25 protein-coding genes are annotated in these 26,011 nt (G+C 69.4%); 12 read left to right on the top strand and 13 right to left on the bottom strand.

What is annotated here, in order from left to right; all coding sequences use genetic code 11:
• Window positions 1-3: 3 nt before the first annotated feature.
• Window positions 4-456, bottom strand: coding sequence for a hypothetical protein (locus Q0599_RS18935; protein ID WP_298832890.1), 453 nt, complete (start codon window positions 454-456; stop codon window positions 4-6).
• A complete protein-coding gene (locus tag Q0599_RS18940) occupies window positions 453-995 on the bottom strand; it encodes a GNAT family N-acetyltransferase (protein WP_298832893.1) in 543 nt (180 codons plus the stop codon). Before Q0599_RS18940 ends, Q0599_RS18935 begins: the two co-directional genes overlap by 4 nt.
• A gap of 158 nt (window positions 996-1,153) precedes the next feature.
• Here Q0599_RS18940 and rpsP point away from each other — a divergent pair, with 158 nt between their 5' ends.
• From rpsP to Q0599_RS18970, 6 genes are all read left to right on the top strand, one after another.
• Complete coding sequence (gene rpsP / locus Q0599_RS18945) at window positions 1,154-1,402, top strand: 30S ribosomal protein S16 (protein WP_298832896.1); 249 nt, start codon at window positions 1,154-1,156, stop codon at window positions 1,400-1,402.
• A gap of 32 nt (window positions 1,403-1,434) precedes the next feature.
• Complete coding sequence (rimM, locus tag Q0599_RS18950; RefSeq protein ID WP_298832899.1) at window positions 1,435-2,022, top strand: ribosome maturation factor RimM; 588 nt, start codon at window positions 1,435-1,437, stop codon at window positions 2,020-2,022.
• Between the two features lie 13 nt (window positions 2,023-2,035).
• Window positions 2,036-2,788, top strand: a complete 753-nt coding sequence (gene trmD / locus Q0599_RS18955; protein WP_298832901.1) for a tRNA (guanosine(37)-N1)-methyltransferase TrmD — start codon at window positions 2,036-2,038, stop codon at window positions 2,786-2,788.
• A gap of 96 nt (window positions 2,789-2,884) precedes the next feature.
• Window positions 2,885-3,238, top strand: a complete 354-nt coding sequence (rplS, locus tag Q0599_RS18960; protein WP_298832907.1) for a 50S ribosomal protein L19 — start codon at window positions 2,885-2,887, stop codon at window positions 3,236-3,238.
• A gap of 64 nt (window positions 3,239-3,302) precedes the next feature.
• Entirely contained in the window at window positions 3,303-3,998 is a 696-nt protein-coding gene (locus Q0599_RS18965; protein WP_298832910.1) for a CoA pyrophosphatase, read from the top strand.
• Window positions 3,999-4,029: 31 nt separating this feature from the next.
• Window positions 4,030-5,019 carry a CobD/CbiB family protein gene (locus tag Q0599_RS18970; protein ID WP_298832913.1) on the top strand — a complete coding sequence of 330 codons (990 nt, stop codon included), beginning with the start codon at window positions 4,030-4,032 and terminating at the stop codon, window positions 5,017-5,019.
• Between the two features lie 7 nt (window positions 5,020-5,026).
• Here the strand turns inward: Q0599_RS18970 and rsgA are convergent, their stop codons facing one another.
• From rsgA to Q0599_RS18985, 3 genes are read right to left on the bottom strand one after another with little or no spacing between them, the layout of a single operon-like run.
• Window positions 5,027-5,935, bottom strand: a complete 909-nt coding sequence (rsgA, locus tag Q0599_RS18975; protein ID WP_298832916.1) for a ribosome small subunit-dependent GTPase A — start codon at window positions 5,933-5,935, stop codon at window positions 5,027-5,029.
• Window positions 5,932-6,213: a 4a-hydroxytetrahydrobiopterin dehydratase gene (locus Q0599_RS18980; protein WP_298833303.1), complete on the bottom strand. Its 282-nt coding sequence runs from the start codon at window positions 6,211-6,213 to the stop codon at window positions 5,932-5,934. Before Q0599_RS18980 ends, rsgA begins: the two co-directional genes overlap by 4 nt.
• A 58-nt stretch (window positions 6,214-6,271) precedes the next feature.
• Window positions 6,272-7,543, bottom strand: a complete 1,272-nt coding sequence (locus tag Q0599_RS18985; protein WP_298832919.1) for a M48 family metallopeptidase — start codon at window positions 7,541-7,543, stop codon at window positions 6,272-6,274.
• A 63-nt stretch (window positions 7,544-7,606) separates the two neighbouring features.
• Here Q0599_RS18985 and orn point away from each other — a divergent pair, with 63 nt between their 5' ends.
• Window positions 7,607-8,164, top strand: a complete 558-nt coding sequence (orn, locus tag Q0599_RS18990) for an oligoribonuclease (protein ID WP_298832922.1) — start codon at window positions 7,607-7,609, stop codon at window positions 8,162-8,164.
• Window positions 8,165-8,170: 6 nt separating this feature from the next.
• On the opposite strand, the gene Q0599_RS18995 is transcribed toward orn, so the two are convergent.
• The 4 genes from Q0599_RS18995 to map all read right to left on the bottom strand — a co-directional run bounded on the left by Q0599_RS18995 (window position 8,171) and on the right by map (window position 13,407).
• Window positions 8,171-8,719, bottom strand: coding sequence for a DUF2087 domain-containing protein (locus Q0599_RS18995; RefSeq protein WP_298832925.1), 549 nt, complete (start codon window positions 8,717-8,719; stop codon window positions 8,171-8,173).
• A gap of 165 nt (window positions 8,720-8,884) precedes the next feature.
• Window positions 8,885-9,940 carry a tRNA 2-selenouridine(34) synthase MnmH gene (gene mnmH / locus Q0599_RS19000; RefSeq protein WP_298832927.1) on the bottom strand — a complete coding sequence of 352 codons (1,056 nt, stop codon included), beginning with the start codon at window positions 9,938-9,940 and terminating at the stop codon, window positions 8,885-8,887.
• Window positions 9,940-12,579, bottom strand: coding sequence for a [protein-PII] uridylyltransferase (locus Q0599_RS19005; protein WP_298832930.1), 2,640 nt, complete (start codon window positions 12,577-12,579; stop codon window positions 9,940-9,942). Before Q0599_RS19005 ends, mnmH begins: the two co-directional genes overlap by 1 nt.
• Window positions 12,580-12,603: 24 nt before the next feature.
• Window positions 12,604-13,407: a type I methionyl aminopeptidase gene (map, locus tag Q0599_RS19010; protein ID WP_298832933.1), complete on the bottom strand. Its 804-nt coding sequence runs from the start codon at window positions 13,405-13,407 to the stop codon at window positions 12,604-12,606.
• A gap of 92 nt (window positions 13,408-13,499) precedes the next feature.
• On the opposite strand from map, the gene purL reads away from it, so the two are divergent.
• From purL to Q0599_RS19025, 3 genes are read left to right on the top strand one after another with little or no spacing between them, the layout of a single operon-like run.
• On the top strand, window positions 13,500-17,498 hold the full coding sequence (gene purL / locus Q0599_RS19015) for a phosphoribosylformylglycinamidine synthase (RefSeq protein WP_298832936.1): 3,999 nt from the start codon (window positions 13,500-13,502) through the stop codon (window positions 17,496-17,498).
• A 39-nt stretch (window positions 17,499-17,537) separates the two neighbouring features.
• A complete protein-coding gene (locus tag Q0599_RS19020) occupies window positions 17,538-17,963 on the top strand; it encodes a hypothetical protein (RefSeq protein WP_298832940.1) in 426 nt (141 codons plus the stop codon).
• Entirely contained in the window at window positions 17,960-18,778 is an 819-nt protein-coding gene (locus Q0599_RS19025; protein ID WP_298832943.1) for a metal-dependent hydrolase, read from the top strand. Before Q0599_RS19020 ends, Q0599_RS19025 begins: the two co-directional genes overlap by 4 nt.
• Here the strand turns inward: Q0599_RS19025 and ftsH are convergent.
• From ftsH to Q0599_RS19040, 3 genes are all read right to left on the bottom strand, one after another.
• Window positions 18,757-20,613, bottom strand: coding sequence for an ATP-dependent zinc metalloprotease FtsH (ftsH, locus tag Q0599_RS19030; RefSeq protein ID WP_298833306.1), 1,857 nt, complete (start codon window positions 20,611-20,613; stop codon window positions 18,757-18,759). The two genes, Q0599_RS19025 and ftsH, sit on opposite strands and share 22 nt — an antisense overlap.
• A gap of 64 nt (window positions 20,614-20,677) precedes the next feature.
• Complete coding sequence (locus tag Q0599_RS19035) at window positions 20,678-21,505, bottom strand: helix-turn-helix transcriptional regulator (protein ID WP_298832945.1); 828 nt, start codon at window positions 21,503-21,505, stop codon at window positions 20,678-20,680.
• Between the two features lie 43 nt (window positions 21,506-21,548).
• The gene (locus Q0599_RS19040) at window positions 21,549-22,142 is read right to left on the bottom strand and encodes an NAD(P)H-dependent oxidoreductase (RefSeq protein WP_298832948.1); all 594 of its coding nucleotides are present in this window, start codon (window positions 22,140-22,142) and stop codon (window positions 21,549-21,551) included.
• A gap of 261 nt (window positions 22,143-22,403) precedes the next feature.
• Here Q0599_RS19040 and Q0599_RS19045 point away from each other — a divergent pair, with 261 nt between their 5' ends.
• Together Q0599_RS19045 and Q0599_RS19050 are read left to right on the top strand one after the other, a co-directional pair.
• The gene (locus tag Q0599_RS19045; protein WP_298832951.1) at window positions 22,404-23,051 is read left to right on the top strand and encodes a TenA family transcriptional regulator; all 648 of its coding nucleotides are present in this window, start codon (window positions 22,404-22,406) and stop codon (window positions 23,049-23,051) included.
• Window positions 23,048-24,028 (top strand): crotonase/enoyl-CoA hydratase family protein, encoded by a 981-nt coding sequence (locus tag Q0599_RS19050; protein WP_298832954.1) that lies wholly within the window; start codon window positions 23,048-23,050, stop codon window positions 24,026-24,028. Before Q0599_RS19045 ends, Q0599_RS19050 begins: the two co-directional genes overlap by 4 nt.
• Before the next feature lie 82 nt (window positions 24,029-24,110).
• Here Q0599_RS19050 and Q0599_RS19055 read toward each other — a convergent pair whose 3' ends face one another.
• Window positions 24,111-25,934 carry an ATP-binding protein gene (locus tag Q0599_RS19055; protein WP_298832956.1) on the bottom strand — a complete coding sequence of 608 codons (1,824 nt, stop codon included), beginning with the start codon at window positions 25,932-25,934 and terminating at the stop codon, window positions 24,111-24,113.
• Between the last annotated feature and the right edge of the window lie 77 nt (window positions 25,935-26,011).

A 26,011-nucleotide genomic window follows, 5' to 3' on the forward strand; every position in this document is an offset into this window, starting at 1 on the left:
GCCTCACTGGCTCAGCTTGCGCCCTTCCTCGACCTGCCACTCGAAGTAGCGCTGGCCACTGAAGGCCACGGTGGCCATCAGCGCCGCTGCGCCGAGCATCAGCGCGACGATCACGCCGAGCACCGGCCCCCAGCGCGTCTCGCGGCTGGTGGAGCCCGGGTTGTGCCTCGCGTCCCACGTCTCGTCGGGCGTGAGGCCGTAGACGATGGCCGCAAGCATCGTGCCGGCGAGCATGAGGCCGAGCAACGGGATCAGCGCCCAGGCCAGCTTGTCGTCCTGGCCGAATTCGTTCATGCGCTGCACGCCGTACAGGCCGAGCAGGGTGGGCGGTCCGTGCAGCCAGCCCCTGGCGTCGCGCAGGCCGTGCAGGTAGAAACGGTGCAGGCCGAGCGCGCCGCCGACGACCGCGATCCAGGTGGCGAGCGTCTTCGACTTGTAGTGACGGCCGGCGCTCATGCCGCATCCGCCGGAGCCGTGCCGTCGCCCAGGCCCAACGCCTTCTGCATCAGCACCACGTCGAGCCAGCGGCCGAACTTCCAGCCCGCCGCGCGCAGCAGTCCCGTGTGCTCGAAGCCGAGCGAGCGGTGCACGCCGATCGAGCCGGCGTTGGCCGAATCACCGATCACCGCGAGCATCTGGCGGGCACCGGCCGCCTCGCATCGCGCCATCAGTTCGGCCAGCAGCAGTCGGCCGACGCCCTGGCCGCGCGCGCCTTCGTCGAGGTAGATCGAGTCTTCCAGGCAGAAGCGGTAGGCCCGACGCGGTCGGAAATGGTTGGCGTAGGCAAAACCCAGCACCCGGCCGTCGCGCTCGGCCACCAGCCACGGCAGGTCCTTGGACAGCACATCGTCGCGGCGCCTTCCCATCTCGGCCAGGTCCGGGGCGTCGAGTTCGAAGGTGCCCGTGCCGTGCGCCACGTTCCAGGCGTAGATGGCCGTGATGGCGGGCAGGTCGGCCGCGCTGCTGGGCCGGATCACGAGGGTGGAGGAGGGCATCGGGCGTTGCGGTCAGATTCGCGGAGCCGACTATAATGCCGAGTTTCGTTGCTGGCCGTTCGGGTGATCGGCGTATCTACGGCGGCGAGCTCCGATCTGCCGGCACCAGCCGTGTCTCCTGGCGAGGCGGATCACCCCGGATTCAAGGAATCAAAGTCATGGTCGTGATCCGACTCGCACGTGGTGGCGCCAAGAAGCGCCCGTTCTTCAACATCGTCGTCGCCGATTCGCGCAACCGCCGCGATGGCCGCTTCATCGAGCGCGTGGGTTTCTACAACCCTGTCGCGTCCGGTGCCGAGCAGCCGCTGCGCGTGGCCTTCGACCGCGTCGAGCACTGGACCGGTCGGGGCGCTCAGCTGTCGCCGACCGTTGCCCGCCTGGTCGCCCAGGCCAAGGCCGCCGCCTGAACGGGCGAGCCGAAGCGCGCGCGGCAGCGGCCGTGACGTCCCCCCCGTCGTCCGCAGCCGAGCCGGCTTGGCCCGACGACGCCATCGAGGTCGGGCGCATTGCCGGCGCCTGGGGCGTGAAAGGCTGGTTCAAGGTCCAGCCCTTCGCCAGCGAGCCTCAGGCGCTGTTTTCCTCTCGCCGCTGGTTCTTGAAGGCGCCCGGCGAGGCGCGACCCCAGCGTCCCGGGTCGCCGCCACTTCCCCTGCTGTTGAAGATCGCCGAGTCGCGCGAGCATGGCGACGGCGTGGTTGCACGTTCGCTGGACATCGCCGACCGCGACGCCGCCGAGGCGCTGCGCGGCGCACGCATCTTCGTCGGCCGCGCCAGCTTCCCGACCGCCGGCGCCGATGAGTTCTACTGGGTCGACCTGGTCGGCCTGAGCGTCGTGAACCGTCAGGATCAGCCTCTGGGCACCGTCGTCGGCTTGCTCGATACCGGCGCGCACAGCGTGCTGCGCGTGATGCCCGAGGGGGGCAAGGGCGAGTCCGACGAGCGCCTGATTCCCTTCGTCGGGCCCTACATCGACGAGGTCAGCCTCGAGCAGCGGCGCATCCGCGTCGATTGGGGTCTGGACTTCTGAGCCGGGCGCGGCCATGCGCTTCGACGTTCTCACACTGTTCCCGGAACTGTTCACGCCGCACCTGACGGTGGGCGTGACACGCCGCGCCTTCGAAAGCGGCCAGATCGACGTCAGACTCTGGCCGCTGCGCGACTTCGCCGAGGACAACTATCGTCGCGTTGACGACCGGCCCTACGGCGGAGGCCCCGGCATGGTGATGCTGGCCGAGCCGCTGGAGCGTGCGCTGGCGGCGGCGAGGGCCGAACGCGGCGCGGCTGCGCCCGTGGTGCACTTCACGCCGACAGGGCGGCGCATCGATCAGGCGGTGGTGCGGGAGTTCGCTGCCGGCGCCGGGGCCGTCCTGCTGTGTGGCCGCTACGAAGGCATCGACCAGCGCGTGCTCGATGCCCACGTCGACGTCGAACTGAGCCTGGGCGACTTCGTGCTCTCCGGCGGCGAGCTGCCGGCGCTGGCGCTGCTCGACGCCGTGGCGCGGTTGCAGGAGGGCGTGCTCGGTGACGCCCGCTCGCACGAGCAGGACAGCTTTTCCGATGGCCTGCTCGACTGCCCGCACTACAGCCGGCCGGAGGTGCTGGGGCAAGGGAACGCCGCCCGGCCCGTGCCGCCGGTGCTGCTGTCGGGTCACCATGCCGACATCGCACGCTGGCGGCGCGAGCGATCGCTGGAACTGACCGCGCGGCGGCGCCCGGACCTGATCGCCGCGGCCAGAGCGTGCGGCCGGCTGAGCGCGGCGGACGAGCAGTACCTTGCCGGCCTCGGGCTATAATCGCAGGCTTTTCGATCCTCTGCCGGGCAAGGCGCCAGGGAATTCCAGGCTGCCGCCACCTTCCAACACCCCCGGGCACGATCCTTGGAGAAACCTGTGGACCTGATCCAGACCCTCGAGCGGGAAGAGATTGCCCGCCTCAACAAGACCATCCCCGAATTCGCTCCTGGCGACACCGTGATCGTCAGCGTCAACGTCGTCGAAGGCACGCGCAAGCGCGTCCAGGCGTACGAAGGCGTGGTGATCGCCAAGCGCAACCGCGGCCTGAACAGCAGCTTCATCGTGCGCAAGATCTCCAGCGGCGAAGGTGTCGAGCGCACGTTCCAGCTCTACAGCCCGCTGATCGCGTCGATCGAGGTCAAGCGCCGCGGCGACGTGCGTCGCGCCAAGCTGTACTACCTGCGCGAGCGCTCCGGCAAGTCGGCCCGCATCAAGGAAAAGCTGGCCTGACCTTGGATCGGACCGCCGTGGACACGAAGCCGCCCCGATGGGCGGCTTTGTCATTGAAGAACCCATGACCCGCGCACCCGTCCTCGACCCGCTCTCGGTGCCCGTGATCGGCACCGATGCGCACCTGAGCGCCGTGCCGCACGAGCGTCTGCAGGCGCCGGCGCTGCGCGAGCGCTTCGCCGCGGGCCTGGCGTGGGAGCCGGAGATCACCGGAGACGGCCGGCTCTTCGCGGATCGTGAGCCGGCCCATGCCTCGGTGCTGGTGCCGCTGGTGGCACACGAGCGCGGACTCACCGTGCTGCTGACGCGTCGCACCGACCACCTGCGCGATCACGCCGGGCAGATCAGCTTTCCCGGCGGCCGATCCGAGGACAGCGACGACGACGCGGTCCATACCGCCCTGCGTGAGGCGGAAGAGGAGGTCGGCCTGGCGCGCGCGCATGTCGACGTGATCGGTTCGCTGCCGGTGTACACCACGGTGACCGGCTTCATCGTCACGCCGGTGGTCGCACTGGTACGCCCCGGCTTCCTGCTCGCGCTCGACCGCTTCGAGGTCGCCGAGGCCTTCGAGGTGCCGCTGCCCTTCCTGATGGACCCGGCACACCATCAGCGCCACGAGATCGAGTTCGGCGGTGTGAAGCGGAGATTCCTGTCCATGCCCTGGGACGGCCCGGGCGCCGACGGCCAGGTGCGCCGCTACTTCATCTGGGGCGCCACCGCGGCCATGCTGCGCAACCTCTACGCGTTCCTCGCGCGCTGAAGCGCCGGCCCGGCCGGTATCATCGACCGGCATGAGTTTCTTTGCCGTCCTGTTCGCCCTGCTGATCGAACAGCTCAAGCCGCTGCCGCGCGACAACGTCGTCCATGACACGCTGACGGGCTGGATGCGCTGGGCGGGCCGCAACTTCGATGCGGGCCGCGACCACCATGCGTGGGTGGTGTGGTGCGTCACCGTGCTGGTGCCGGCACTGGCCACGATGGGCATCTACCTCGCCATCGGTCATCTCAGCCTGCTGCTGGCGTTGGGCTGGAACGTCCTGGTGCTGTACCTGACGCTGGGGTTCCGGCAGTTCAGCCATTACTTCACCGACATCCGCGACGCGTTGGAGCGCGGCGATGAAGACGACGCGCGGCGCCTGCTCGCGCAGTGGCGCCACCTCGATGCGAGCGAACTGCCGCGCACCGAACTGCTGCGTCATGTCATCGAGCACTCGCTGCTCGCGGCGCACCGGCATGTGTTCGGCGTGTTCTTCTGGTTCGTGCTGCTGTCCGCGCTCGGCCTCGGCCCGGCCGGCGCGGTGCTCTATCGCATGGCAGAGCTGGCCAGCCGCTACTGGGCCTTCAAGAGCCGCACGGTGGGCGCGCCGATCAACGAGCGGCTGATGCGGCGCTCACAGTGGCTGTTCGGCCTGATCGACCACGTGCCGGCACGGCTGACTGCCTTCGGCTTCGCGGTGGTCGGCAACTTCGAGGAGGCCATCACGTGCTGGCGCCGTGACGCCGGACTGTGGCAGCACGAGAACGAGGGCATCATCCTGGCCGCTGCGGCCGGCGCGGTGGGCGTGCAACTCGGCGGCAGCGCCGCCCCGGGGGTCACTCCGGATCGCTCCAAGACCTTCGAGGCCGGGGCCTTGCCCGAGGCCGCGGGGGCTGAGGGGTCCACGCCGGGCCTGCCGCCGGTGACCGGCCATCTGCGCAGCATCGTCGGCCTGGTGTGGCGCTCGGTGGTGCTGTGGATGCTGCTGCTGGCCTTGCTGTCGCTGGCCAACCTCATCGGCTGACGCCGGTTCAGTAGCGCGAGCGATTCAGCTCGGCGAGGATCTCGCAGTAGATGCGGTGGCGCGATGCGGTGATCTGCCCGCACTGCACTGCGGCGAGCACGCCGCAGCCGGGTTCCTGAACGTGGGTGCAGTTGTAGAAGCGGCATTGGGTGGAGGGCGCGCGGAAGTCCGGCATCAGCGCGGCAAGCTGCTGCGCGTCCACCTGGCGCAGGCCGAACTCCTGGAATCCCGGTGAATCGATCAGCGCCGTGGTGCGCTGCGCATCCAGCCAGTACCACTGCGTGGTCGTCGTCGTGTGCCGGCCGGAGTTCAGCGAGCGCGAGATCTCGCCGACCTGCGCGCCGGCGTCTGGCACGAGCAGGTTGATCAGCGTGCTCTTGCCGGTGCCGCTGGGCCCCAGTACCAGCGTCGCCCTGGCCTGCAGCAGCGGCGCCAGCGCCGCGCGGCTGGCCTCGGGTCGCGCCTTCAGCGCCACCTCGTGGACCGCTATGCCCATCGCGGCGTAGGGTGCGAGCCGCTCGCGGGCCGCGGCGATCGCCGGCAGATCTGCCTTGTTCAGCACGATGGAGGCGGGGATGCCGGCGGCCTCGGCGGCGATCAGCGCGCGGGCGAGCTGCGACTCGCTGAACACCGGCTCGGCGGCCACCAGCACGAGCAGTTGGTCCAGGTTGGCGGCGAAGGACTTGGTCTTCCACTCGTCCTGCCGGTGCATCAGGTTTCGACGTGGCTCCACCGCCTCGATCACGCCCTCGCCTTCGGAGGTGGGCATCCAGCGCACGCGGTCGCCGACCACACAGTCGCTCCTCTTGCCGCGCGGCGTGCAGTGCATGCGCCGGCCTTCCGGCGTCTCGACAGTGTAGTGGCGGCCGTGGCCGGCCACCACGAGCCCGAGGTCGAGTTCGGTGTGCTGCGTCAAGCGACGAAGGCCACCAGCGCGTCCGCCTTGGCCGCGCAGATGAAGTCGTTGACCGAGATGCCGCCCACCGAGTGGGTGTCGAAGCGCACCACGCAACGGTCGTAGAACACACGCAGCTCGGGGTGGTGATCCTCGGCGTTGGCGATCCAGGCCAGCGCGTTCACGAAGGCGATCGTCTCGTGGTAGTTCCTGAAGCTGAATGTCTTCTCGATGGCGCCGTTCGACAGCTGCCAGCCGCTGACCTGGGCGAGGTGGTCACGGATCGCCTCCGCGCTCATCGGCGCACCGCCCTCGAGGCCCTTGCAACGTTGGTGGAGCAGATTCGTCATGGTTGCCTCATGCTGCCGGACGCGCCATCGCCGCGAGACGTTCCGAGGCCGGCGGATGCGAGTAGTAGAACTTCACGTAGACCGGGTCGGGCGTCAGCGTGGCGGCGTTGTCCTCGTGCAGCTTCAGCAGCGCGGCAGCGAGGTCGGCGCCGCTGGCCTGCCGGCAGGCGTAGGCGTCGGCCTGGAACTCGTGGCGCCGCGACAGCTGAGCGAGCAGCGGCGAGATGAAGAAGCCGAACACCGGTGCGACGAGCAGGAACAGCAGCAGGGCAAGCGCGTCGTTCGGCGCGCCGATGTTCGGCTCCACGCCCAGGCCCGCGTAGAACCAGGCTTGGCCCGACATCCAGCCCAGCAGTGCGAAGCCCGCCAGGCTGATGCCGAACATCGCGACGATGCGCTTGAGCACGTGCCGGTGCCTGAAGTGGCCGAGCTCGTGGGCGAGCACCGCCTCCACCTCGCTGGGCGTCAGCTTGGACAGCAGCGTGTCGAAGAACACCACGCGCTTGGCGGCGCCGAAGCCGGTGAAGTAGGCATTGGCATGGGCCGAGCGCCGGCTGCCGTCCATCACGAACAGGCCCTTGGCCGTGAAGCCGCACCGCGCCATCAGCGCCTGCACGCGTGCCTTGAGCGACTCGTCGGCGAGTGGCTCGAACTTGTTGAACAGCGGCGCGATCACCGTCGGGTAGAGCACCAGGATGAGCAGGTTGAAGCCCATCCACGCGGCCCAGGCCCACAGCCACCACAGTGCCCCGGCAGCGCCCATGATCCACAGGATCAGCGCGGCGATCGGCAGCCCGACGACGGCGCCGACGACGAGGCCCTTGAGTGCATCGGCCAGATAGAGCTTCCAGGTCATGCGGTTGAAGCCGAAGCGCTGCTCGATGCGAAAGGTGCTGTAGATCTCGAACGGCGCGTCGAGTACGCCCGCGGCGAGCGCGAAGGCGGCCAGCAGTGCGAGTTGATAGCCCATGTCGCCAAGCCGCGGCTGCAGCGCATCGCGCACGGTACCGTTGAGCGCGTCCAGCCCGCCCAGCAGCGTCCAGCCGAGCAGCACCGCGGCGCCGAAGGCGGTGGACAGCAGCCCGAAACGCCCCTTGGCGAGTGTGTAGTCGGCCGCCTTCTGGTGCGCGGCCAAGGCAATGGTGGCCGCGAACGCGGTCGGCACGCGGTCGCGATGGGCCGACACGTGGCGCATCTGGCGCGTGGCCAGCCAGTACTTCAGCGCCAGCGAGACGAGCAGCGCGGCCACGAAGCACGAAGTGAGGAGCAGGGATTGCATGGCCGCAAGTGTAGAACTGCGAGAATGCCCCCCGGCTCCGCAACCTCTCTTCTCCAGTTTTTCATGAGCGACATCCTGACCCCGAACGAGCAGAACCTGGTGTGGATCGACCTGGAAATGACCGGCCTGGTGCCGGAGCGCGACCGCGTCATCGAGGTGGCGGTGGTGGTGACCGACGCGAACCTGAACTGCCGCACCGAGGGCCCGGTGTTCGCCATCCACCAGAGCGACGCCACGCTCGACGCCATGGACGCCTGGAACAAGGGCACCCACGGCCGCAGCGGCCTGATCGACCGCGTGAAGGCCTCGACCGTCGACGAGAGCGCGGCCACCGCGCAGGTGATCGAGTTCCTCAAGCGGTTCGTCCCGGCGGGCAAGTCACCGATGTGCGGCAACAGCATCTGCCAGGACCGACGCTTCCTCGCCATCCACATGCCCGCGCTGGAAGCCTTCTTCCACTACCGCAACCTCGACGTCAGCACCCTCAAGGAGCTGGCGAAGCGCTGGAAGCCGGAGATCATGGCCGGCTTCAAGAAGGCCCAGGCTCACACTGCGCTGGCCGACATCCACGAGTCGATCGACGAACTGGCCTACTACCGCGAGCACTTCCTGGCCAGGTAGTCCGGCTCAGCCGGCGCCACGCCCGCGCAACGCGCGCATCAGCGCCACGGCCTCGGCGTCGGGCCGCCGCGGCAGCTTGCGGTACTCGGCGCCGCCATCGGTGCGCGCCAGCAGCTTCATCGCGACCAGCTCGCGGCGCAGCGTGCAGTGGTCGCCGAACAGGTGCCAGGCCTTGAGCAACTCGTTGACCTCGCGCTCGCTGTAGCGGCGCTTGCCGTCGAAGCGCATCCACAGGCCCCACAGCATCAGGCGCTGCACGCTGAACCTGATCGGCCAACGCACCAGCCGGCCGTGCGCGTCGAACTGGCGCAACGCCTTGGCGGCGGTGTCGGTCAGCGTCGCAGCCGGCTCAGGGGACTCTGGCAGCGGCGCCGCGGGTTGCGCCTTCAGACTCTGGAAGTTTCGGTGGCCGGCGGCGCGGGCCAGCATGTTGAGCAGCTCGACATGGCCGGGCGGCCGTTGCAGCCGCTCGTGCGCGGCTTTCAGATCTCGGCCGAGCGCTTTGGCGAAGCTGGAGATGTCGGCCGCATGCAGCGGAACGTCGGTACGGGTCATGAGGGTCTCCGTCCTTCATGCGCCAAGCTCGTTGCCAAGCCGCCGGGGGTTGCCGACTTCCGGCCCGGCGCACGCGGAGGCGACCAAGCAGGGAGGAGATGGCAGGTTTAGCTCGCACGTCGTGCGCGGCAACGCCTGGGTGAACTGCCGACCGGTGCGCGGATTCTAGAGCAGCGCGATGCGCTGCGCGGCGCCGTCCAGCGACGCGGCGCTGCCGTCCCACTGGAGCACCTGCACCGGCTGCGAGAAGCCGGCGAAGTTGCGTTTCATCGACTGCAGGTAGACAGGGTCGTAGTGGCTGACCAGCAGGTGACGCACCACCTCGCGGGTGCGGCCGGCTCGGGCCGCTTCCTGCCAGCCGTTGACCACCTCGTGGCCGCGCAGCACGCGAAGCGCGTCCAGGCGCCGGCAGAAGGTCTCGCTGTCGCGCACGAAGAAGTCGTAGTCCTCCATCAACAGCTGCACCCGGGCGTCGAGCGGCAGATCCAGTCGAAAGCAGGGGGCGGCGCGCATGCGCTCGATCAGTCTCTCGGGCACGCGCAGGTCGCCGATCTTCCTGCTCTCGCTCTCGACGATCACCGTCTTGGCCGGGTCGAGCCGGCGCAGCGCGTCCCAGACGCGCGACTCGAACTGCTTCTGCCCGGGCTGGGGGCTGCCCGGCACCAGGCCCAGCACCGAGCCGCGGTGGTTGGCGAGCGCCTCCAGATCGAGCACCTGCACGCCGATGTCCGCCAGCCGCTGCAGCAGCCGGCTCTTGCCCGATCCGGTGGTGCCGCAGACGACGCGGAAGTCGAAGCGCTGCGGCAGATCTTCCAGCGCCGCGATCACCGCGCGCCGGTACTCGCGGTAGCCGCCGTCGAGCAGGTGGACGCGAAAGCCGATCGCCGACAGCACGGTGGCCAGCGAGCCGCTGCGCTGGCCACCGCGCCAGCAGTAGACCAGCGGTGTCCAGTCCTTCGGCTTGTCCATCGCCTCGCGCTCGATGTGCGCGGCGATGTTGCGTGCCACCAGTGCCGCCCCGCGCTTGCGTGCCGCGAAGGGCGAGACCTGCTTGTACTCGGTGCCGACCAGCGCGCGCTCGGCGTCGTCCAGGCTCGGCCAGTTGATCGCGCCGGGCAGTCGGTCCTCGGCGTACTCGCTCGGCGATCGCGCATCGATCACCGCATCGAACTCGGCGAGCCGCGCCAGCGCATCGGCGGCGGAGATGGTGACGAGCGGCATCAGGGGCTGATCGCGTCGAGCAGCTCGCTCTCGATCTCGATCTGCTTCTTGTTCTGCTGCAGTGCCGACCCGTCGACCAGGAAGGTGTCCTCCACCCGTTCGCCCAGCGTGGTGATCTTGGCGAGCTGCAGGTTGACGTGGTGGCGTGCCAGCACGCGGGCGATGGCGTAGAGCAGGCCGGAGCGGTCGCTGGTGGACACGCCGAGCAGCCAGCGCTGGGCACGTTCGTCGGGGCGCAGCGTCACGCGCGGCGTGATCGGGAAGGACTTGACGCGTCGCGAGAGCCGCCCGCGGCTGGGTTCGGGCAGCGGGCCGGTGTCGGCCAGGGCCTGCCCGAGCTGCGTCTCGACCAGCGAGATCAGGTCGCGGTAATGCGTCGGTTCGTGGCCCTCGAGCTGCGGGCTGGTCACCTGGAAGGTGTCGAGCGCGAACCCGGCGCGCGTGGTGTGCACCTTGGCGTCGAGGATGTTGAAGCCGGCGCCGTCGAAGTAGCCGCAGATGCGCGCGAACAAGTCGGGCCGGTCGGGTGCGTAGACCAGCACCTGCAGGCCTTCGCCCAGCGACGACGGACGCGCCTTGACGACCGGATCCTTCGTCTGGACGTGGCGGAACAGCGAGCGTGCATGCCAAGCGATGTCGCCGGCGTCGTGGCGCGCGAAGTAGCTGACCTCCAGCGTCTTCCACAGCGGCCCCTCGGTGTCGGGCAGCATCGAGTGCAGGTTGAGCAGGTGACGCGCCTCTTCCTTGCGCGCCTCGATCTCCGCGTCGAGGTTGGGCTTGGCGCCGCCCAGGGCGCGCAGCGTCCAGCGGTAGAGATCCTCCAGCAGCTTGCCCTTCCAGGCATTCCACACCTTCGGGCTGGTGCCGCGGATGTCGGCCACGGTCAGCAGGTACAGGCCGGTCAGGTAGCGCGGATTGCCGACGCGCTTCGCGAAGTCCTGTATCACCTCGGGGTCGGAGAGGTCCTCCTTCTGCGCGATGCGCGACATGCGCAGGTGCTCGCGCACGAGGAACTCGATCAGGGCGGCATCTTCGCGCCCGATGGCGTGATCGCGACAGAAACGCCGCACCTCGGCGGCGCCGAGCTCGGAGTGGTCGCCCCCACGGCCCTTGGCGACGTCGTGGAACAGGGCGGCGACGTAGAGGATCCAGGGCTTGTCCCAGGTCAGCGCGAGCTGGGTGCAGAACGGATACTCGTGGGCGTGCTCGGGAATGAAGAAGCGGCGCACGTTGCGCAGCACCATCAGGATGTGCTGGTCCACCGTGTAGACGTGGAACAGGTCATGCTGCATCTGCCCGACGATGCGCCGGAACACCCACAGGTAGCGCCCCAGCACTGACGTCTGGTTCATCAGCCGGAAGGCGTGCGTCTGGCCTTCCTTCTCCTGCAGGATCTGCACGAAGGTGGCGCGGTTCACAGGATCGCGGCGAAATTCGGCGCCCATCTGTTCGCGCGCGTTGTACAGCGCCCGCAGCGTGCGCGCGGACAGGCCCTTGACACCCACCGTCTGCTGGTAGGCCAGGAAAGTGCGCAGGATCGCGTGGGGATGGCGCTGGTAGAGATCGTCGCTCGCCACCTCGAGCATGCCGCCGCGCTCGAGGAAGAACTCGTCGATCGGGCGCATCGGGGCATCCTGCGAGCCGGCGACGCGCTCCTCGATGTTGAGCATGAGGATCTGGTTCAGCTGGGCCACCGCCTTGGCCGCCCAATAGTAGCGGCGCATCAGCACTTCCGAGGCGCGCTGGCCCGGCACGGACCGGTAGCCGAAGCTCTCGGCCACGGCGGTCTGCAGATCGAACACGAGGCGGTCCTCGCGGCGGTTGGCGATGATGTGCAGGCGCGCGCGGATGAGCTTGAGCAGGCCCTCGTTGCGCTGCAACTGCTTGACCTCGAAGGGCGTGATCAGGCCCTTGGCAGCCAGCTCGTTCCAGTTCTTGCCCAGGCCGGCGGCACGCGCCACCCAGATCACCACCTGCAGGTCGCGCAGGCCGCCCGGGCTTTCCTTGCAGTTCGGTTCCAGCGCGTAGGGCGTGTCCTCGTATTTCTGGTGTCGCTGGATCATCTCCAGCGTCTTCGCTCTCAGGAAGGCGCGGGGGTCCATGGCCCGCGTGTTGGCGTGGCGGAAGGTGGTGAAGACGCGGCGGGAGCCGCACAGGTAGCGGCTCTCCAGCAGCGCGGTCTGCACGGTGACGTCGCGCTCCGCCTCGGTAAGGCACTCGTCGACCGTGCGCACGCTCGAGCCGATCTCCAGGCCGATGTCCCAGCAGGCGGTGATGAAGCCTTCGATCGCCGCCTGCGTGGCGCCCGCGTCGGCATCGGGCTGGCGCACCGCTGCCGGCGGCAGCAGCACCAGCACGTCGACGTCGGAATGCGGGAACAGCTCGCCGCGTCCGTAGCCGCCGACCGCCAGCAGCGCGGCGCCGGCAGGCATGCCCGAGCGCGCCCACAGCGCCTGAAGCGTGGCATCGACATGCTTGGCCAGCGCCTTCAGCAGCCGCGAGGCTGCCGGCGTGCTGGCACGCGAGGTCTGGAAGTGCTGCAGCAGCTCGGCCTTGCCCTGACGGAAGCGATGGCGCAGCTCGGTCACGCTGGTCGCTGCGGCACTCGCGTCGACGCGGTCGGGAATGGCGGCAGCCACGGTCTTTGTGCCCCGGGACGCCACTCAGGCGCCGACGAAGACCGGCGGCGGCGGGCTGCCGGCCGACAGCGTCAGCACCTCGTAGCCGGTGTCGGTGACCAGCACGGTGTGCTCCCACTGGGCGGACAGCGAGCGGTCCTTGGTGACGATGGTCCAGCCGTCGCCCATTTCGCGGATGTCGCGCTTGCCGGCGTTGATCATCGGCTCGATGGTGAAGGTCATGCCCGGCACGAGCTCCTCCAGCGTGCCGGGGCGCCCGTAATGCAGGACCTGCGGCTCCTCGTGGAACTTGCGGCCGATGCCGTGGCCGCAGAACTCGCGCACCACCGAGAAGCCATTGCTCTCGGCGAAGGTCTGGATGGTGTGGCCGATGTCGCCCAGGCGCGCGCCAGGCTTGACCTTGACGATGCCCTTCCACATTGCCTCGTAGGTCATCTGGCACAGCCGCCTGGCGGCGATGGAGCCCTCGCCGACGACGAACATGCGGCTGGTGTCGCCGTGCCAGCCGTCCTTGATGACGGTGACGTCGATGTTGACGATGTCGCCGTTCTTCAGCGCTCGGTCGTTGGGGATGCCGTGGCAGACCTGGTGGTTGATCGAGGTGCACACCGACTTCGGGTAGGGCGAGTAGCCCGGCGGCGCGTAGTTCAGCGGCGCCGGAACCGCTCCCTGCACGTTCACGATGTGGTCGTGGGCGAGCTTGTCGAGCTGCTCGGTGGTGACGCCGGGCTTGACGTGCGGCGTGAGCATGTCCAGAACTTCGGAAGCCAGCCGGCCGGCGAGCCGCATGCCCTCAATGTCGGCTGCGGTCTTGATCGTGATCGTCATGGGCGCGGATTATCTCATCGGCCACGTAAAATCGCGGGTTTCCACCGGGGCGCCCCTGCCCCAAGGCCGGCCTTCCACCCCGAGACCGTCGCGTGACCTCCAGCCCCAAGCACCTGTTCCACTTCGAGGGCGGCAACGCGCTGTCCGCCTTCCGCGCGCAAGCGCTGCTGCCTCGCCTGCAGGCCGTGCAGGCGCGCATCACGGCCGTCCATGCCCGGCATGTCCACTGGGTGTGGAGCGACCACCCGCTGGCCGGCGCCGAGCACGACAGGCTCGAGGCCCTGCTGCGCTACGGCGAGCCTTACGCGGGCCCGGTCGAGGGCGCGTTGCTGGTGGTGGCGCCGCGCCTGGGCACGGTGTCTCCCTGGGCGTCGAAGGCCACAGACATCGCGCACAACTGCGGCCTCGCCATCCGGCGCGTCGAACGCGTCACCGAGTTCAGGCTGGCGCTGAAGAACGGCCTGCTCGGCGGCGCGAAGCCGCTGAGCGCCGATGAACTCCGGCGATGTGCCGCGCTGCTGCACGATCGCATGACCGAGAGCGTGCTGCTGGCGCGCGACGACGCGAAGCACCTGTTCGACGAGCAACCCGGCAAGCCGATGGAACATGTCGACGTGCTGGGCCGCGGGCGAGTCGCCCTGGAGGCAGCGAACAAGGACTTCGGCCTGGCGCTGTCGGACGACGAGATCGACTACCTCGTCGCCGCGTTTACCGGCCTGCAGCGCAATCCGACCGATGTCGAGCTGATGATGTTCGCGCAGGCGAACTCCGAGCACTGCCGGCACAAGATCTTCAACGCCCGGTTCACCATCGACGGTGTGGCGCAGGACCAGTCGATGTTCGGCATGATCCGCAATACGCATCGGCTCGCGCCGCAGCACACGGTGATCGCCTACAGCGACAACGCCAGCGTGATGGAGGGGCACGAGGTCGAGCGCTGGCTGCCGCAGGGCTACACCAATGCGCCGGCCTGGGGGCCGCGCCGCGACACCGCCCACGTGCTGATGAAGGTGGAGACGCACAACCACCCGACGGCGATCTCGCCCTTCCCGGGCGCTTCCACCGGCGCCGGCGGCGAGATCCGCGACGAAGGCGCCACCGGCCGCGGCTCGCGGCCGAAGGCGGGGCTGACCGGCTTCTCGGTCTCCAACCTGCACCTGCCGGGCACCAGCGAACCGTGGGAACGGCAGCCCTACGGCAAGCCCGAGCACATCGCCAGCCCGCTGCAGATCATGATCGACGGCCCGCTGGGCGGCGCGGCCTTCAACAACGAGTTCGGGCGACCCAACCTGCTGGGCTACTTCCGCGTCTACGAGCAGACGGTCGACGGCGTGCGCCGCGGCTACCACAAGCCGATCATGATCGCCGGCGGCCTGGGCACGATCTCCGCCTCGCAGACGAGCAAGATCGAGTTCCCCGCCGGCACCCTGCTCGTGCAACTCGGTGGTCCGGGCATGCGCATCGGCATGGGCGGCGGCGCCGCCAGTTCGATGGCCGCCGGCGCGAACGCCGCCGAGCTCGATTTCGACTCGGTGCAGCGTGGCAACCCGGAGATCCAGCGCCGCGCGCAGGAAGTCATCAACCACTGCTGGGCGCTGGGCGAGAGCAACCCCATCCTCGCCATCCACGATGTCGGCGCGGGCGGCATCAGCAACGCCTTCCCCGAACTGGTCGACGGCGCGGGCAAGGGGGCGCGCTTCGACCTCTCCAAGGTGCCGCTGGAGGAATCCGGCCTGGCGCCGAAGGAGATCTGGTGCAACGAGAGCCAGGAGCGCTACGTGATGGCGGTGCGCGCCGACGCGCTGCCCCTGTTCCAGGCGATGTGCGAGCGCGAGCGCTGTCCGTTCGCAATCGTCGGCGTGGCCACCGATCGGAAGCAACTCGTGCTGGAGCAGCCTGGCAGTGACGACAAGCCCATCGACATGCCGATGGAGGTGCTGCTCGGCAAGCCGCCGCGCATGCATCGCGATGTCGAGCGCGTGGTGCGCAGTGCGCCGGCGCTGAAGCTCGACGACGTGGCGCTGGAGAAGGCCGCCTTCGACGTGCTGCGCCACCCGACCGTGGCCAGCAAGCGCTTCCTCATCACCATCGGCGACCGCACCGTCGGTGGCCTGGACCATCGCGACCAGATGGTCGGCCCCTGGCAGGTGCCGGTGGCCGACTGCGCGGTGACGCTGGCCGACTACGCCGGTTTCGCCGGAGAGGCGATGAGCATGGGCGAGCGCACGCCGCTGGCCTCACTCGATGCGCCGGCCTCGGGCCGCATGGCGGTGGGCGAAGCGGTCACCAACCTGCTGGCCGCGCCGATCGAGCTGGCGCGCGTGAAGCTGAGCTGCAACTGGATGGCCGCCTGCGGCGAGCCGGGCGAGGACGCCGCCCTGTACGACACCGTCAAGGCGGTGGGCATGGAGCTGTGCCCGGCGCTGGGCATCAGCGTGCCGGTGGGCAAGGACAGCCTGTCGATGCGCACGCGCTGGAGCGAGGGCGGGGCCGCGAAGCAGGTCACCGCGCCGGTGAGCCTGATCGTCTCGGCGTTCGCGAGCGTCGCCGATGTGCGACCGACGCTGACCCCGCAGCTGCAGCCGGGCGACACGACCCTGGTGCTGGTCGACCTCGGCCAGGGCAGGAAGCGCATGGGCGGCTCGATGCTGGCCCAGGTGCTGGAGCAGGTCGGCAGTCTGGACGTCGATGGCGTGCCCGACCTGGACGACCCGGCGCTGCTGAAGGCGCTGGTGGCGGCCGTGAACGAGCTGCGCGGCCAGGGCCACCTGCTCGCTTACCACGACCGCAGCGATGGCGGGCTGTGGGCCACGGTGTGCGAGATGGCATTTGCTGGCCAGCTCGGCGTCAGCCTGAACGTTGACCTGCTCGTCACCGAGGGCGACGGCATCGCCGACAGCCGTGCCGAGTACGGGGACTCGAAGAACTGGACGGCGCAGGTCGGTCCGCGCCGCCAGGAACTGACGCTGAAGGCGCTGTTCAACGAGGAGCTGGGCGTGGTGCTGCAGGTGCCCAGCGCGGTGCGCAACGAGGTGATGCAGACGCTGCGCGCGCATGGCCTGTCCCGGCACAGCCACTTCGTCGGCAAGACCAACGAGCGCGGCGTGGTCGAAGTCTGGCGCGATACCAAGGTGGTGTTCGCGTCGTCCCTGCGCGACCTGCACCAGGCCTGGGACGAGGTGAGCTGGCGCATCGCCGTATTGCGCGACAACCCGGCCTGCGCCGATGCCGAGCATGCGCAGGCCGGCCGCACTGGTGACCCCGGCCTGCACCTGCACCTGAGCTTCGATCCCGCCGATGACGTGGCGGCGCCCTTCGTGGCCAAGGCGCGGCCCCAGGTGGCCATCCTGCGCGAGCAGGGCGTCAACTCGCATGTCGAGATGAGCTACGCGATGCACCAGGCCGGCTTCGAGACCTTCGACGTGCACATGAGCGACCTGCACAGCGGCCGGGCGCGGCTGGACCGCTTCCAGGGCTTCGTCGCCTGCGGCGGCTTCAGCTACGGCGACACGCTGGGCGCCGGCGAAGGATGGGCGCGCTCGGTGATGTTCAACCCGGTGCTGGCCGAGCAGTTCGCCGCATTCTTCGGCCGCTCCGACACCTTCGCGCTCGGCGTGTGCAACGGCTGCCAGATGATGGCCGCGCTCGCGCCCATCATTCCCGGCGCGCAGGCCTGGCCGAAGTTCACGCGCAACAAGAGCGAGCAGTTCGAGGCGCGGTTATCGCTGGTCGAGGTGCTGCAAAGCCCTTCGATCTTCTTCACCGGCATGGAGGGCAGCCGCATCCCGATCGCGGTGGCGCACGGCGAGGGCTTCGCCGACTTCTCTCAGCGCGGCGACGCCCGGGCGGTGCATCGCGCCATGCGTTTCGTCGACCACGCGGGTGCGCCCACCGAAGCCTACCCGGCGAATCCTAACGGCAGCCCCGACGGCCTGACCTCGGTGACCACGGCCGACGGCCGCTTCACCGTGCTGATGCCGCACCCGGAGCGGGTCTTCCGCAACGTGCAGATGAGCTGGACGAGCGGCGACAAGAGTGCCTTCAGCCCCTGGATGCGCATGTTCCGCAACGCGCGCCGCTGGGTGGGCTGAAGGCTGTCACACTGCAGGCACGCGCAACGGAGGTATGTCATGGCGGGCACCGACACCCCCACCTGGGACCCGGCGAGCTGGCTGAAGCAGTGGAGCGCGGCGATGCAGCTCGCGCCGAACACGCTGGTGCAGCCCATCCTGCCGGGCTGGACGCTGAACGTGAACGCCTTCAACAGCAGCGCACCGCAGACCGAAGCCGACGTGCTGAGCAAGCACAGCTACGGTCGCCAGCTTGGCCGCATCAGCGACGCGCTGGAGGTTCTGGTGCAAGCGCGCGACCCGAAGGCCGCCGACGAACGCTTCGACGACTTCCGCGCGATGAAGGCGGAGATCGATGCGATCAAGGCGGGCAATGCCGAGGCCCGCGTGGCGAGATTGCTCGCCGACCTCGACCTGCTCAGGGTGCTCAAGCCCGAGGCTCATGCGCGGCTGAAGGACGAGCTGAAGCGGAGACTGCCGAAGTGAGCGAACTGGTCGTGCGCCGGCTGCTGATCGACCTGGAGACGCCGTTCCCGCGCCAGTGGAACGGGGGCGACGCCTTCCGCACGGCCTGGTTCAACGCGCTGTCGATGAGCTTCCCGGTCGGCGAGCAGTTCTTCATCGATGCGGTGAAGCTGGGCATGAAGGCGCTGCCGCAGGCGCAGCGTGAGGCGATGGCCGGCGAGGTGCAGGGGTTCATCGGCCAGGAGGCCACGCACCGCCGGCTGCATGCGCTCTTCAACGGCCAGCTGGAGTCGCAGGGACACGTCAATCGCTGGGCCGAGCGGGCGCTGCGCCGGCTCAGACGACTCGAGGGCCTGGACCCGCGCCACTGGGTGGCGGCCACCGCCGCCACCGAGCACATCACGGCGATCTTCGCCGATTGGACGCTGCGCCACCCCGACTGCCTGGCCGGTGCCGAGCCGCGCCTGGCGACGCTGTGGATGTGGCATGCAGCCGAGGAATCCGAGCACCGCAGCACCGCCTTCGACCTGTACCGCGCGCTCGGCGGCAATGAGTTCTGGCGAGCGCGCTTCATGCGCATCGTCACCACGCATTTCCTGCTCGACGTGTTCCGCCAGACCTTGCGCAACCTGTGGCACGACGGCGAACTGTTCAGGTGGCGCACCTGGCGCAGCGGCTGGCATCTGCTGCTCTCCCGCGAAGGCCTGCTGCGGCAGGTCTATGGGCCGTGGAGGGCCTATTTCGGCAGCGCCTTCCATCCGCGCCAGCAGGATGCCTCGCTCGGCGAGCGCTGGCTGCGCGAGAACGGCGAGGCCTACGCCGTCGTCGGCGGCTGATCGCCTGCGCCCGCGCCCGGCGCCTCGCGCAACGGCGCCGTCAGTGTGCGCAGCTCGTCCTCGGCCAGCGTCTCGCGTTCGAGCAGCATCGCCGCACCGCGTTCGAGCAGGTCGCGGTGCGCGGTCAGCAGACGCGTCGCTGCGGCGAAGCCGGCGGCGACGAGCGAGCCCACCGCCTCGTCGATGCGGCGCATCGTCTGCTCCGACAGCGTGCGCGAGCCGTTGGCCCAGGGTATCGCCAGCTCGGGCGAGGGCGCGCGCGGCGCCTCGTAGGCGACATGGCCGAGTCCTTCGTCCATGCCGTAGCGCGTGACCATCTCGCGCGCGATGTCGGTGGCCTTGGCGAGGTCGTCGGCGGCGCCGGTGGACAGCTCGCCGAGCACCAGCATCTCCGCCGCGCGGCCGCCCAGCAGCACGGCGATCTTGCGTTCCAGCTCGGCACGCGTCATCAGGTAGCGGTCCTCGGTGGGTCGCTGGATGGTGTAGCCCAGCGCGCCGATGCCGCGCGGGATGATCGATACCTTGTGCACCGGGTCGCTGCCGGCCTGCGACAGCGCCACCAGCGCATGGCCCATCTCGTGGAAGGCCACAGCGCGGCGCTCGTGCGGGTTGAGCACGCGGCTGCGCCGCTCCAGGCCGGCGACGATGCGCTCCACCGCCACGGTGAAGTCGGCCAGCGTCACCTCATCGGCATGCCTCCGCGTGGCGGCGATCGCCGCCTCGTTGACCAGGTTGGCGAGGTCGGCGCCGCTGAAGCCGGCGGTGATGCCGGCCACCTCGTCGAGCCCGGCATCCGCGGCCAGCTTCACCTTGCGGACGTGCACCTTCAGGATGTCGAGGCGGCCCTTGCGGTCGGGCCGGTCGACCAGCACCTGGCGGTCGAATCGCCCGGCGCGCAGCAGCGCGGTGTCGAGGATTTCCGGCCGGTTGGTGGCAGCCAGGATGATCAGACCCGACGAGGTGTCGAAGCCGTCCATCTCCACGAGCAGCTGGTTGAGCGTCTGTTCCTTCTCGTCGTGGCCGCCCAGGCCCGGGAAGGCACCGCGCGCGCGGCCCAGCGCGTCGAGCTCGTCGATGAAGATGATCGCCGGCGCCTTCAGCCGCGCCTGCTCGAACAGGTCGCGCACACGCGCCGCGCCCACGCCGACGAACATCTCGACGAACTCGCTGCCCGAGATCGAGAAGAAGGGCACGCCCGCCTCGCCGGCCACCGCCTTGGCCAGCAGCGTCTTGCCGGTGCCCGGCGGGCCAACCAGCAGCACGCCCTTCGGAATGTGCGCACCCAGACGGCCGTACTCCTGCGGGTGCTTGAGGAAGTCGACCACCTCCTTGAGTTCCTCCTTGGCCTCGTCGACGCCGGCGACGTCTCCGAAGTCCACGCCGGTGTCGGTCTCCACGTAGACCTTGGCGCGGCTCTTGCCGATCGACATGAATCCGCCCATGCCCTGCCTGTCGGCAAATCGGCGGATGACGAAGTACCACAGGCCGAAGAACACCAGCGCCGGCACGATCCACGACAGCAGGTCGCGCAGCAGCGGGCTCTCGACCACGCGCGTGTAGGGCACGTCGTACTTCTCCAGCCGCGCGGCGAGGTCGGGCTCGACGCGCGTGGCCACCAGCGTGGTCTTGCCGTTCTCGGGCGACTTCAGCGTGCCGGTGATGCTGCGGTCGGAGACCGTCACTTCGGCGATTCGCCCCTCGGCGAGCGCCTTCTCGAACACGCTGTAGGGCACCGCCTCGATGCGCGAGCCGCCCTGCCACAGGCTCTGCGCGAGCATGAGCAGCAGCAGCGCGAGCATCCAGTAGCCGACGTTCCAGGTCTGCTGCCGGTCGATGTTCATGGGGGCCTTGGGCACGCCGCGATGCTGCCAGCAAGCCGATTTCGGCGCTTGACCTGAATCAGGCCGACGGGATGCGCGCCGCCAGGCGCTGCAGCGCCTGGGCGGTTGCTGCGTCGGCGGGGAAGAAGGCCTCCAGTGCCAGCTCGGCGAGCGTGATGTCCACCGGGGTGCCGAACACGGTGATGGTGCTGATCAGGCTGACCGCGCCTTCGGGCGTGCGCAGCCGCAGCGGCACGGCCACGGACGACGCGTCGGCCTGCAGGGGTCCGGCGTCGTCGCCGGCCGCAGGCGGGTAGCCGGCGAGTTCCTCGGCCAGCGCGGACAGGGTCGGATCGCCGCTGGCGTCGACCTGGTGGCTCAAGCGGTGCAGCAGGTGGGCGCGCCACTGCACCAGGTTGACGATGCGCGGTGCCAGGCCCTCGGGATGCAGGCTGAGGCGCAGCACGTTCAGCGGCGGCTGCAACAGCCGGGTCGGCAGACCGGCCAGCAGCATCGGCACCATGCGGTTGCAGGAGACCAGCGTCCAGTGCCGGTCGACGGCGAGCGCGGGATAGGGCTCGTGGCCCTTCAGCACCAGGTCGATCGCGCGACGGGCGCTTTCCAGCGCCGGGTCGTCGAGCCGCCGCTCGGCGAACATCGGCGCATAGCCGGCGGCGGTCAGCAGCCGGTTGCGTTCGCGCAGGGGCACCTCCAGCCGCTCGGACAGGCGCAGCACCATCTCGCGACTGGGCAGCGCGCGGCCGGTCTCGACGCAGCTGAGGTGCCGCGTGGAGACATCGGCGGCGCCGGCGAGGTCGAGCTGGCTGAGCCGGCGCCGCCGCCGCCACTCGCGCAACAGATCGCCGACCGGCGGCGAGGCGGCGGCAAGGGGCGGGCTGAGGGCCATGGTGGCCACGATAGCGCAGCCCGCGTGGCTTGGCCGGCGTCGCTCAGGCAGCGCGGCGGCCGAGTGCAGCGAGCCTGGCGAGCCACTTCGCACGGCCCGCCTCGTCGAGGCTGTCAACCTGGCCGATCAGCGTTTCGTGGACGGGCGAGATGCCGACGAAACCGAGGATGTTGCGCTCCAGGCTCTTCACGCTGTGGGCGCGGAAGTAGTGCCGGTAAACGAGGGCCGGCATGCCCATCGTCACCACCACGCGCGCCGAGCGCCCGGCCAGTCCCTTCTGCCCGAACGGATTGCCGTCCGCCGTGCGGAACGCGAAGCCCGGCCGCGCGACCTGCTCGAAGAAGCCCTTCAGCAAGGCAGGCATGTCGCCCATCCACAACGGAAAGCACAGCACGAGGTGCTGCGCCCAGGCAATGTCGTCCTGCGGCTTCTGCAGCGCCAAGGGAAGTGGGCCTTGCTCCCACTCCTTCTGGCTGCGCAGCAGCGGAAAGTCGAGCTGAGCCGGGGTGGCGGTGCGCACCTGGTGCCCGGCCGCGCTGGCGCCCGCGGCGTATGCCTGCGCCAGCGCATGGCCGAGATGCACCTCGGTCACGTCCGGGTGACCCTGGATGATGAGGATTCGGCGCTTCTCGCCCATGCTGTGGCTCCCGGGCCTCGCCCTGATGCCTATGGTCGTGCCAGGCCGCCGAACCGGCCTTGCGATTCTTCAAGCGCGCCGCGCCGTGCATGCCTCCGGCGCTTCGCCCGGGTTCCGACACCCTGTCAATCCTGACTATTGGTGCAGTGGTCCGTCGCCGCCACAATGCGAGGAAACCGTTGCAAAGCAATGGGCCGCGCCGCGGTGCGCGTGATCTGAGAACGGCCTTGCGACGCCCATGAACTGTCGTTGGAGATTTGAATGTCGATGTTCTTCGCGGACCTCGTGGCCCGCACCGACGAGGCACGCCGTGCCTTCGAAACGCACCCGGTGGTGCTGGACGCCGTTGCCCATGGACTCCCGCTGGAGCGCTACCGCACGCTGCTGCTCGAGCTCTACCACGTGGTGTGGCACTTCAATCCGGTGAGCGCGGCCGCCGCCAGCCGCCTCGGCGACACGCACAAGCAGGTGCGCTACTTCCTCTACCAGCACATGTTGGAGGAGTCCGGGCACGAAGAATGGGTGCGCAACGACCTCGAGGCGGTGGGCGTGGCGCCCGCGGCGACCGAGGCGCACATGCCCTCGGCCTTCACGCGCACGCTGGTCGGCTACAACTACTGGGCGGCCGATCGGCATCATCCTTGCTCGGTGCTGGGCATGCTCTACACGCTGGAAGTGATTGCCTCGGTGTACGGCGGGCCGTTCGCCTCGGCGATCAAGGAGTCGTTGCTGCTCGACGGTGAACGCGGTGTCTCCTTCATCAACTCGCACGCCACCATGGACGCCGAGCACATGGCGGACCTGCGCAAGATCCTCAACACGCTGGACGACACTCCGGCCTGCGACGCGGTGGTCGACGCGGCTTTGATTAACTTCCACCACTTCACGCGCATCATCGAACAGGTATGACAACTCAGTTCCTCGCATCGGGCGGCCTGCCGCAGATGCTCGCTCGCCCTTACAAGTACCTGCGCCTGGAGTGGACGGGGGAACTTGGCATGCTGCGCGTGCGCACTTGCGTGAAACCGATCCAGTGCTACAGCCTGGCCGGCCTGACCGAGATGCAGCGCGTGCTCGACGACATCGCCGAAAACCCCGGGCTGGTGCGCCACCTGGTGCTCAGCTCGGACGTGACCGGCGTGTTCAACTTCGGCGGTGACCTCGCCCTGTTCGTGCTGCTGGTGCGCGCGCAGGACATCGACTCGCTGAAGATGTACGGCCGCCGCTGCATCGACCTGGTCTGGTGGCTGGAGCACGCGGCGCAGCGCGGCGTGCACACGACCGTGCTGGTGCAGGGCGACACGCTGGGCGGTGGGCTGGAGTCGGTGCTGCCTTTCCACAAGGTGATCTTCGAGCGCAGCGCGCAGGCCGGCTTCCCCGAGGTGCTGTTCAATCTCTTCCCCGGCATGGGCGCCTGGCCGCTGACCATCCGCAAGGCCGGCTTCTCGGTGGCGAAGGACATGATCCTCAGCGGGCGCCTCTTCACCGCGGAGCAGCTGCTGCGCCGCAGTCTGGTCGATGCCGTGGTGGACGACGGTTCGGGCGAGGATGCCATCCTCGACTTGGTGCGTGCCGTCGACCCGCGGTTGCGCGGCACGCTGGCGGCCTTGCATGCGCAGCGCCTGGTGGCGCCGATCACCTACGACTCGCTGCTCGAGGTGGTCGAGCTGTGGGCCGAGACGGCGCTGACGCTGACCACACGCGACCTGCGCCTGATGGAGCGGCTCGCCCGTGCCCAGGTGCGCAAGGCCGGCGGCGCCGATGACGGGGCGGTGGAGGAAATCAAGCGCATCGAGCTCGACACCGCCTGGGGTGAGCTGCGCAACGGCAACACCGGCTGGGGCGACGAGCGCGGCACCGGCATCACCGCCTGGGGCGCGCTCTAGCCCCGCAGGAGGGCCGAGGCGCCGTGCCGAGCGCCGGGCCGTTGCCAGGCCGGCGCGCGTCCCCGCGCGGGGCCGGCCGGCCTCACAGCCAGGACGAGATGATGTCGCGCAGCTGGTCGCGCGTGTAGGGCTTGGCGAGGTGGCCATCCATGCCCGCCTCCAGCGCGTGAGCGGCGTCTTCCTCGTAGGCGTTGGCGGTCAGCGCGACGATCGGCGTGCGCGGCAGCCGCTGCTTCAGTTCGCGGGCTCGGATGTGCTGGGTGGCGGTGTAGCCGTCCATCACGGGCATCTGGCAGTCCATCAGCACCAGGTCCACCGAGCGGCGCGCGAGCACGTCCAGCGCCTCCACGCCGTCCTGCGCCTCGATGCAGTCCAGACCCAGCGACTCGAGCATCTCCTCGGCGATGACGCGGTTCACCGGGTTGTCCTCGACCACCAGGACGGTGCCCGACAGGCGCGAGGGCAGCGGGTCCAGCGGTGTCATGGCCGAGTCGATGACGTCGCCTTCCGGCGGATGCGGGTCGGCGTCGAAGGTCAGCTCGAAGTGGAAACGCGACCCGCGGCCGCTCTGGCTCTCCAGCTCGATGCGGCCGGCCATCGCCTCGACGATCTTCTGGCTGATCGCCAGGCCCAACCCGGTGCCGCCTGCGCGGCGGCTGCGCGAACCGTCGACCTGGTGGAACGGCTGGAAGAGCTGGTCCTGAGCCTCGGGCGGCACGCCGATGCCCGTGTCGACGACCTCGAAGCGCACGCGCGGCCGATCCATGGTGCCGCGACCGGGCCTCAGCCGCAGCGACACGCCGCCGCGCTCGGTGAACTTGATTGCATTGCCGACCAGGTTGAGCAGCACCTGCTTGAGGCGCTGGGCGTCGCCGAGCACGCGGTTGGGCGTGTCCGGATCGATCTCCAGCAGCAGCGTCAGGCCCTTCGCCTCGGCATTGGCGCGGAACAGCGCCACCACCGACGAGGCGGTCGCGTGCAGCGACAGCGGGGTGCGCGCCAGGTTGAGCTTGCCGGCCTCGATCTTGGAGTGGTCGAGCACGTCGTTGAGGATGGTCATCAGCGACTCGCCCGACGAGGCAGCCGTCTTCACCAGCCGCCGCTGCTGCGGATCGAGCTTGGAGCTGCGCAGCAGTTCCAGCGCGCCGAGCACACCGTTCATCGGCGTGCGGATCTCGTGACTCATGGTGGCGAGGAACTGCGACTTGGCCATGTTCGCTGCGTCGGCAGCTTCCTTGGCGCGCCGCAGCGAGTCGTTGGCCGCCTCGGTCATCGCCTTGGCGCGCTGCAGCGAGGCGTTGGCAGCATCGACCTCCAGGCCGTGGCGCACCGCCCGCGTGGTTGCCAGGGTGAACTCTCGCGCCGCGCGGTACATGGTCAGGCCGAAGATGCCCGCCAGCACTGCCAAGGGCAGCGAGCGCACGTTCTCCACCATCACGCACACCGCAATCACGGCGCCGATCTGTGGTACGGCGAGCAGCAGGAAGGAGTGGCCGACCAGGGACATGAAATAGGCTGCGACCGCCGTCGAGCCGCACGCCATGACCATGAAGGCGGTGGCTTCGCTGCCCGTCTGATGGGCGTAGATGCCGATCACGCTGGCCGTCCAGAACGCGCCGGCCATGGCGGCGTTGCCTTCGAGCATGTGGCTCGCGCGCGCCACGCCGTCCTCGTCGAGCAGGGACGTGTCGGCATAGCGGCGCGCCAGCCACCAGCGCCACGCGGTGCCGAGGTAGCCGATGATGCCGGCGACGATCGCGTCGAACTGCTCTCCGGCGCGCCAGCCCAGCCAGACGATGAAACTCACCACGATGGCCTGTGCCCACACGCTGCGACCGGCGTTGTGCAGCGCGAGCCGCAGCAACTCGCGACGAACTTCGGCTTCAGTGGTCGTGGTCAGCATCATTAATGTGCGAGCATAACGCGGGGGGTACCGTGATGATCAAGCGTCACGCCGGGGTGGCCCCGGAGCGGGCGTGCGCT

The sequence above is a fragment of the uncultured Piscinibacter sp. genome (assembly GCF_937952055.1).
GTDB lineage: Bacteria > Pseudomonadota > Gammaproteobacteria > Burkholderiales > Burkholderiaceae_C > Piscinibacter.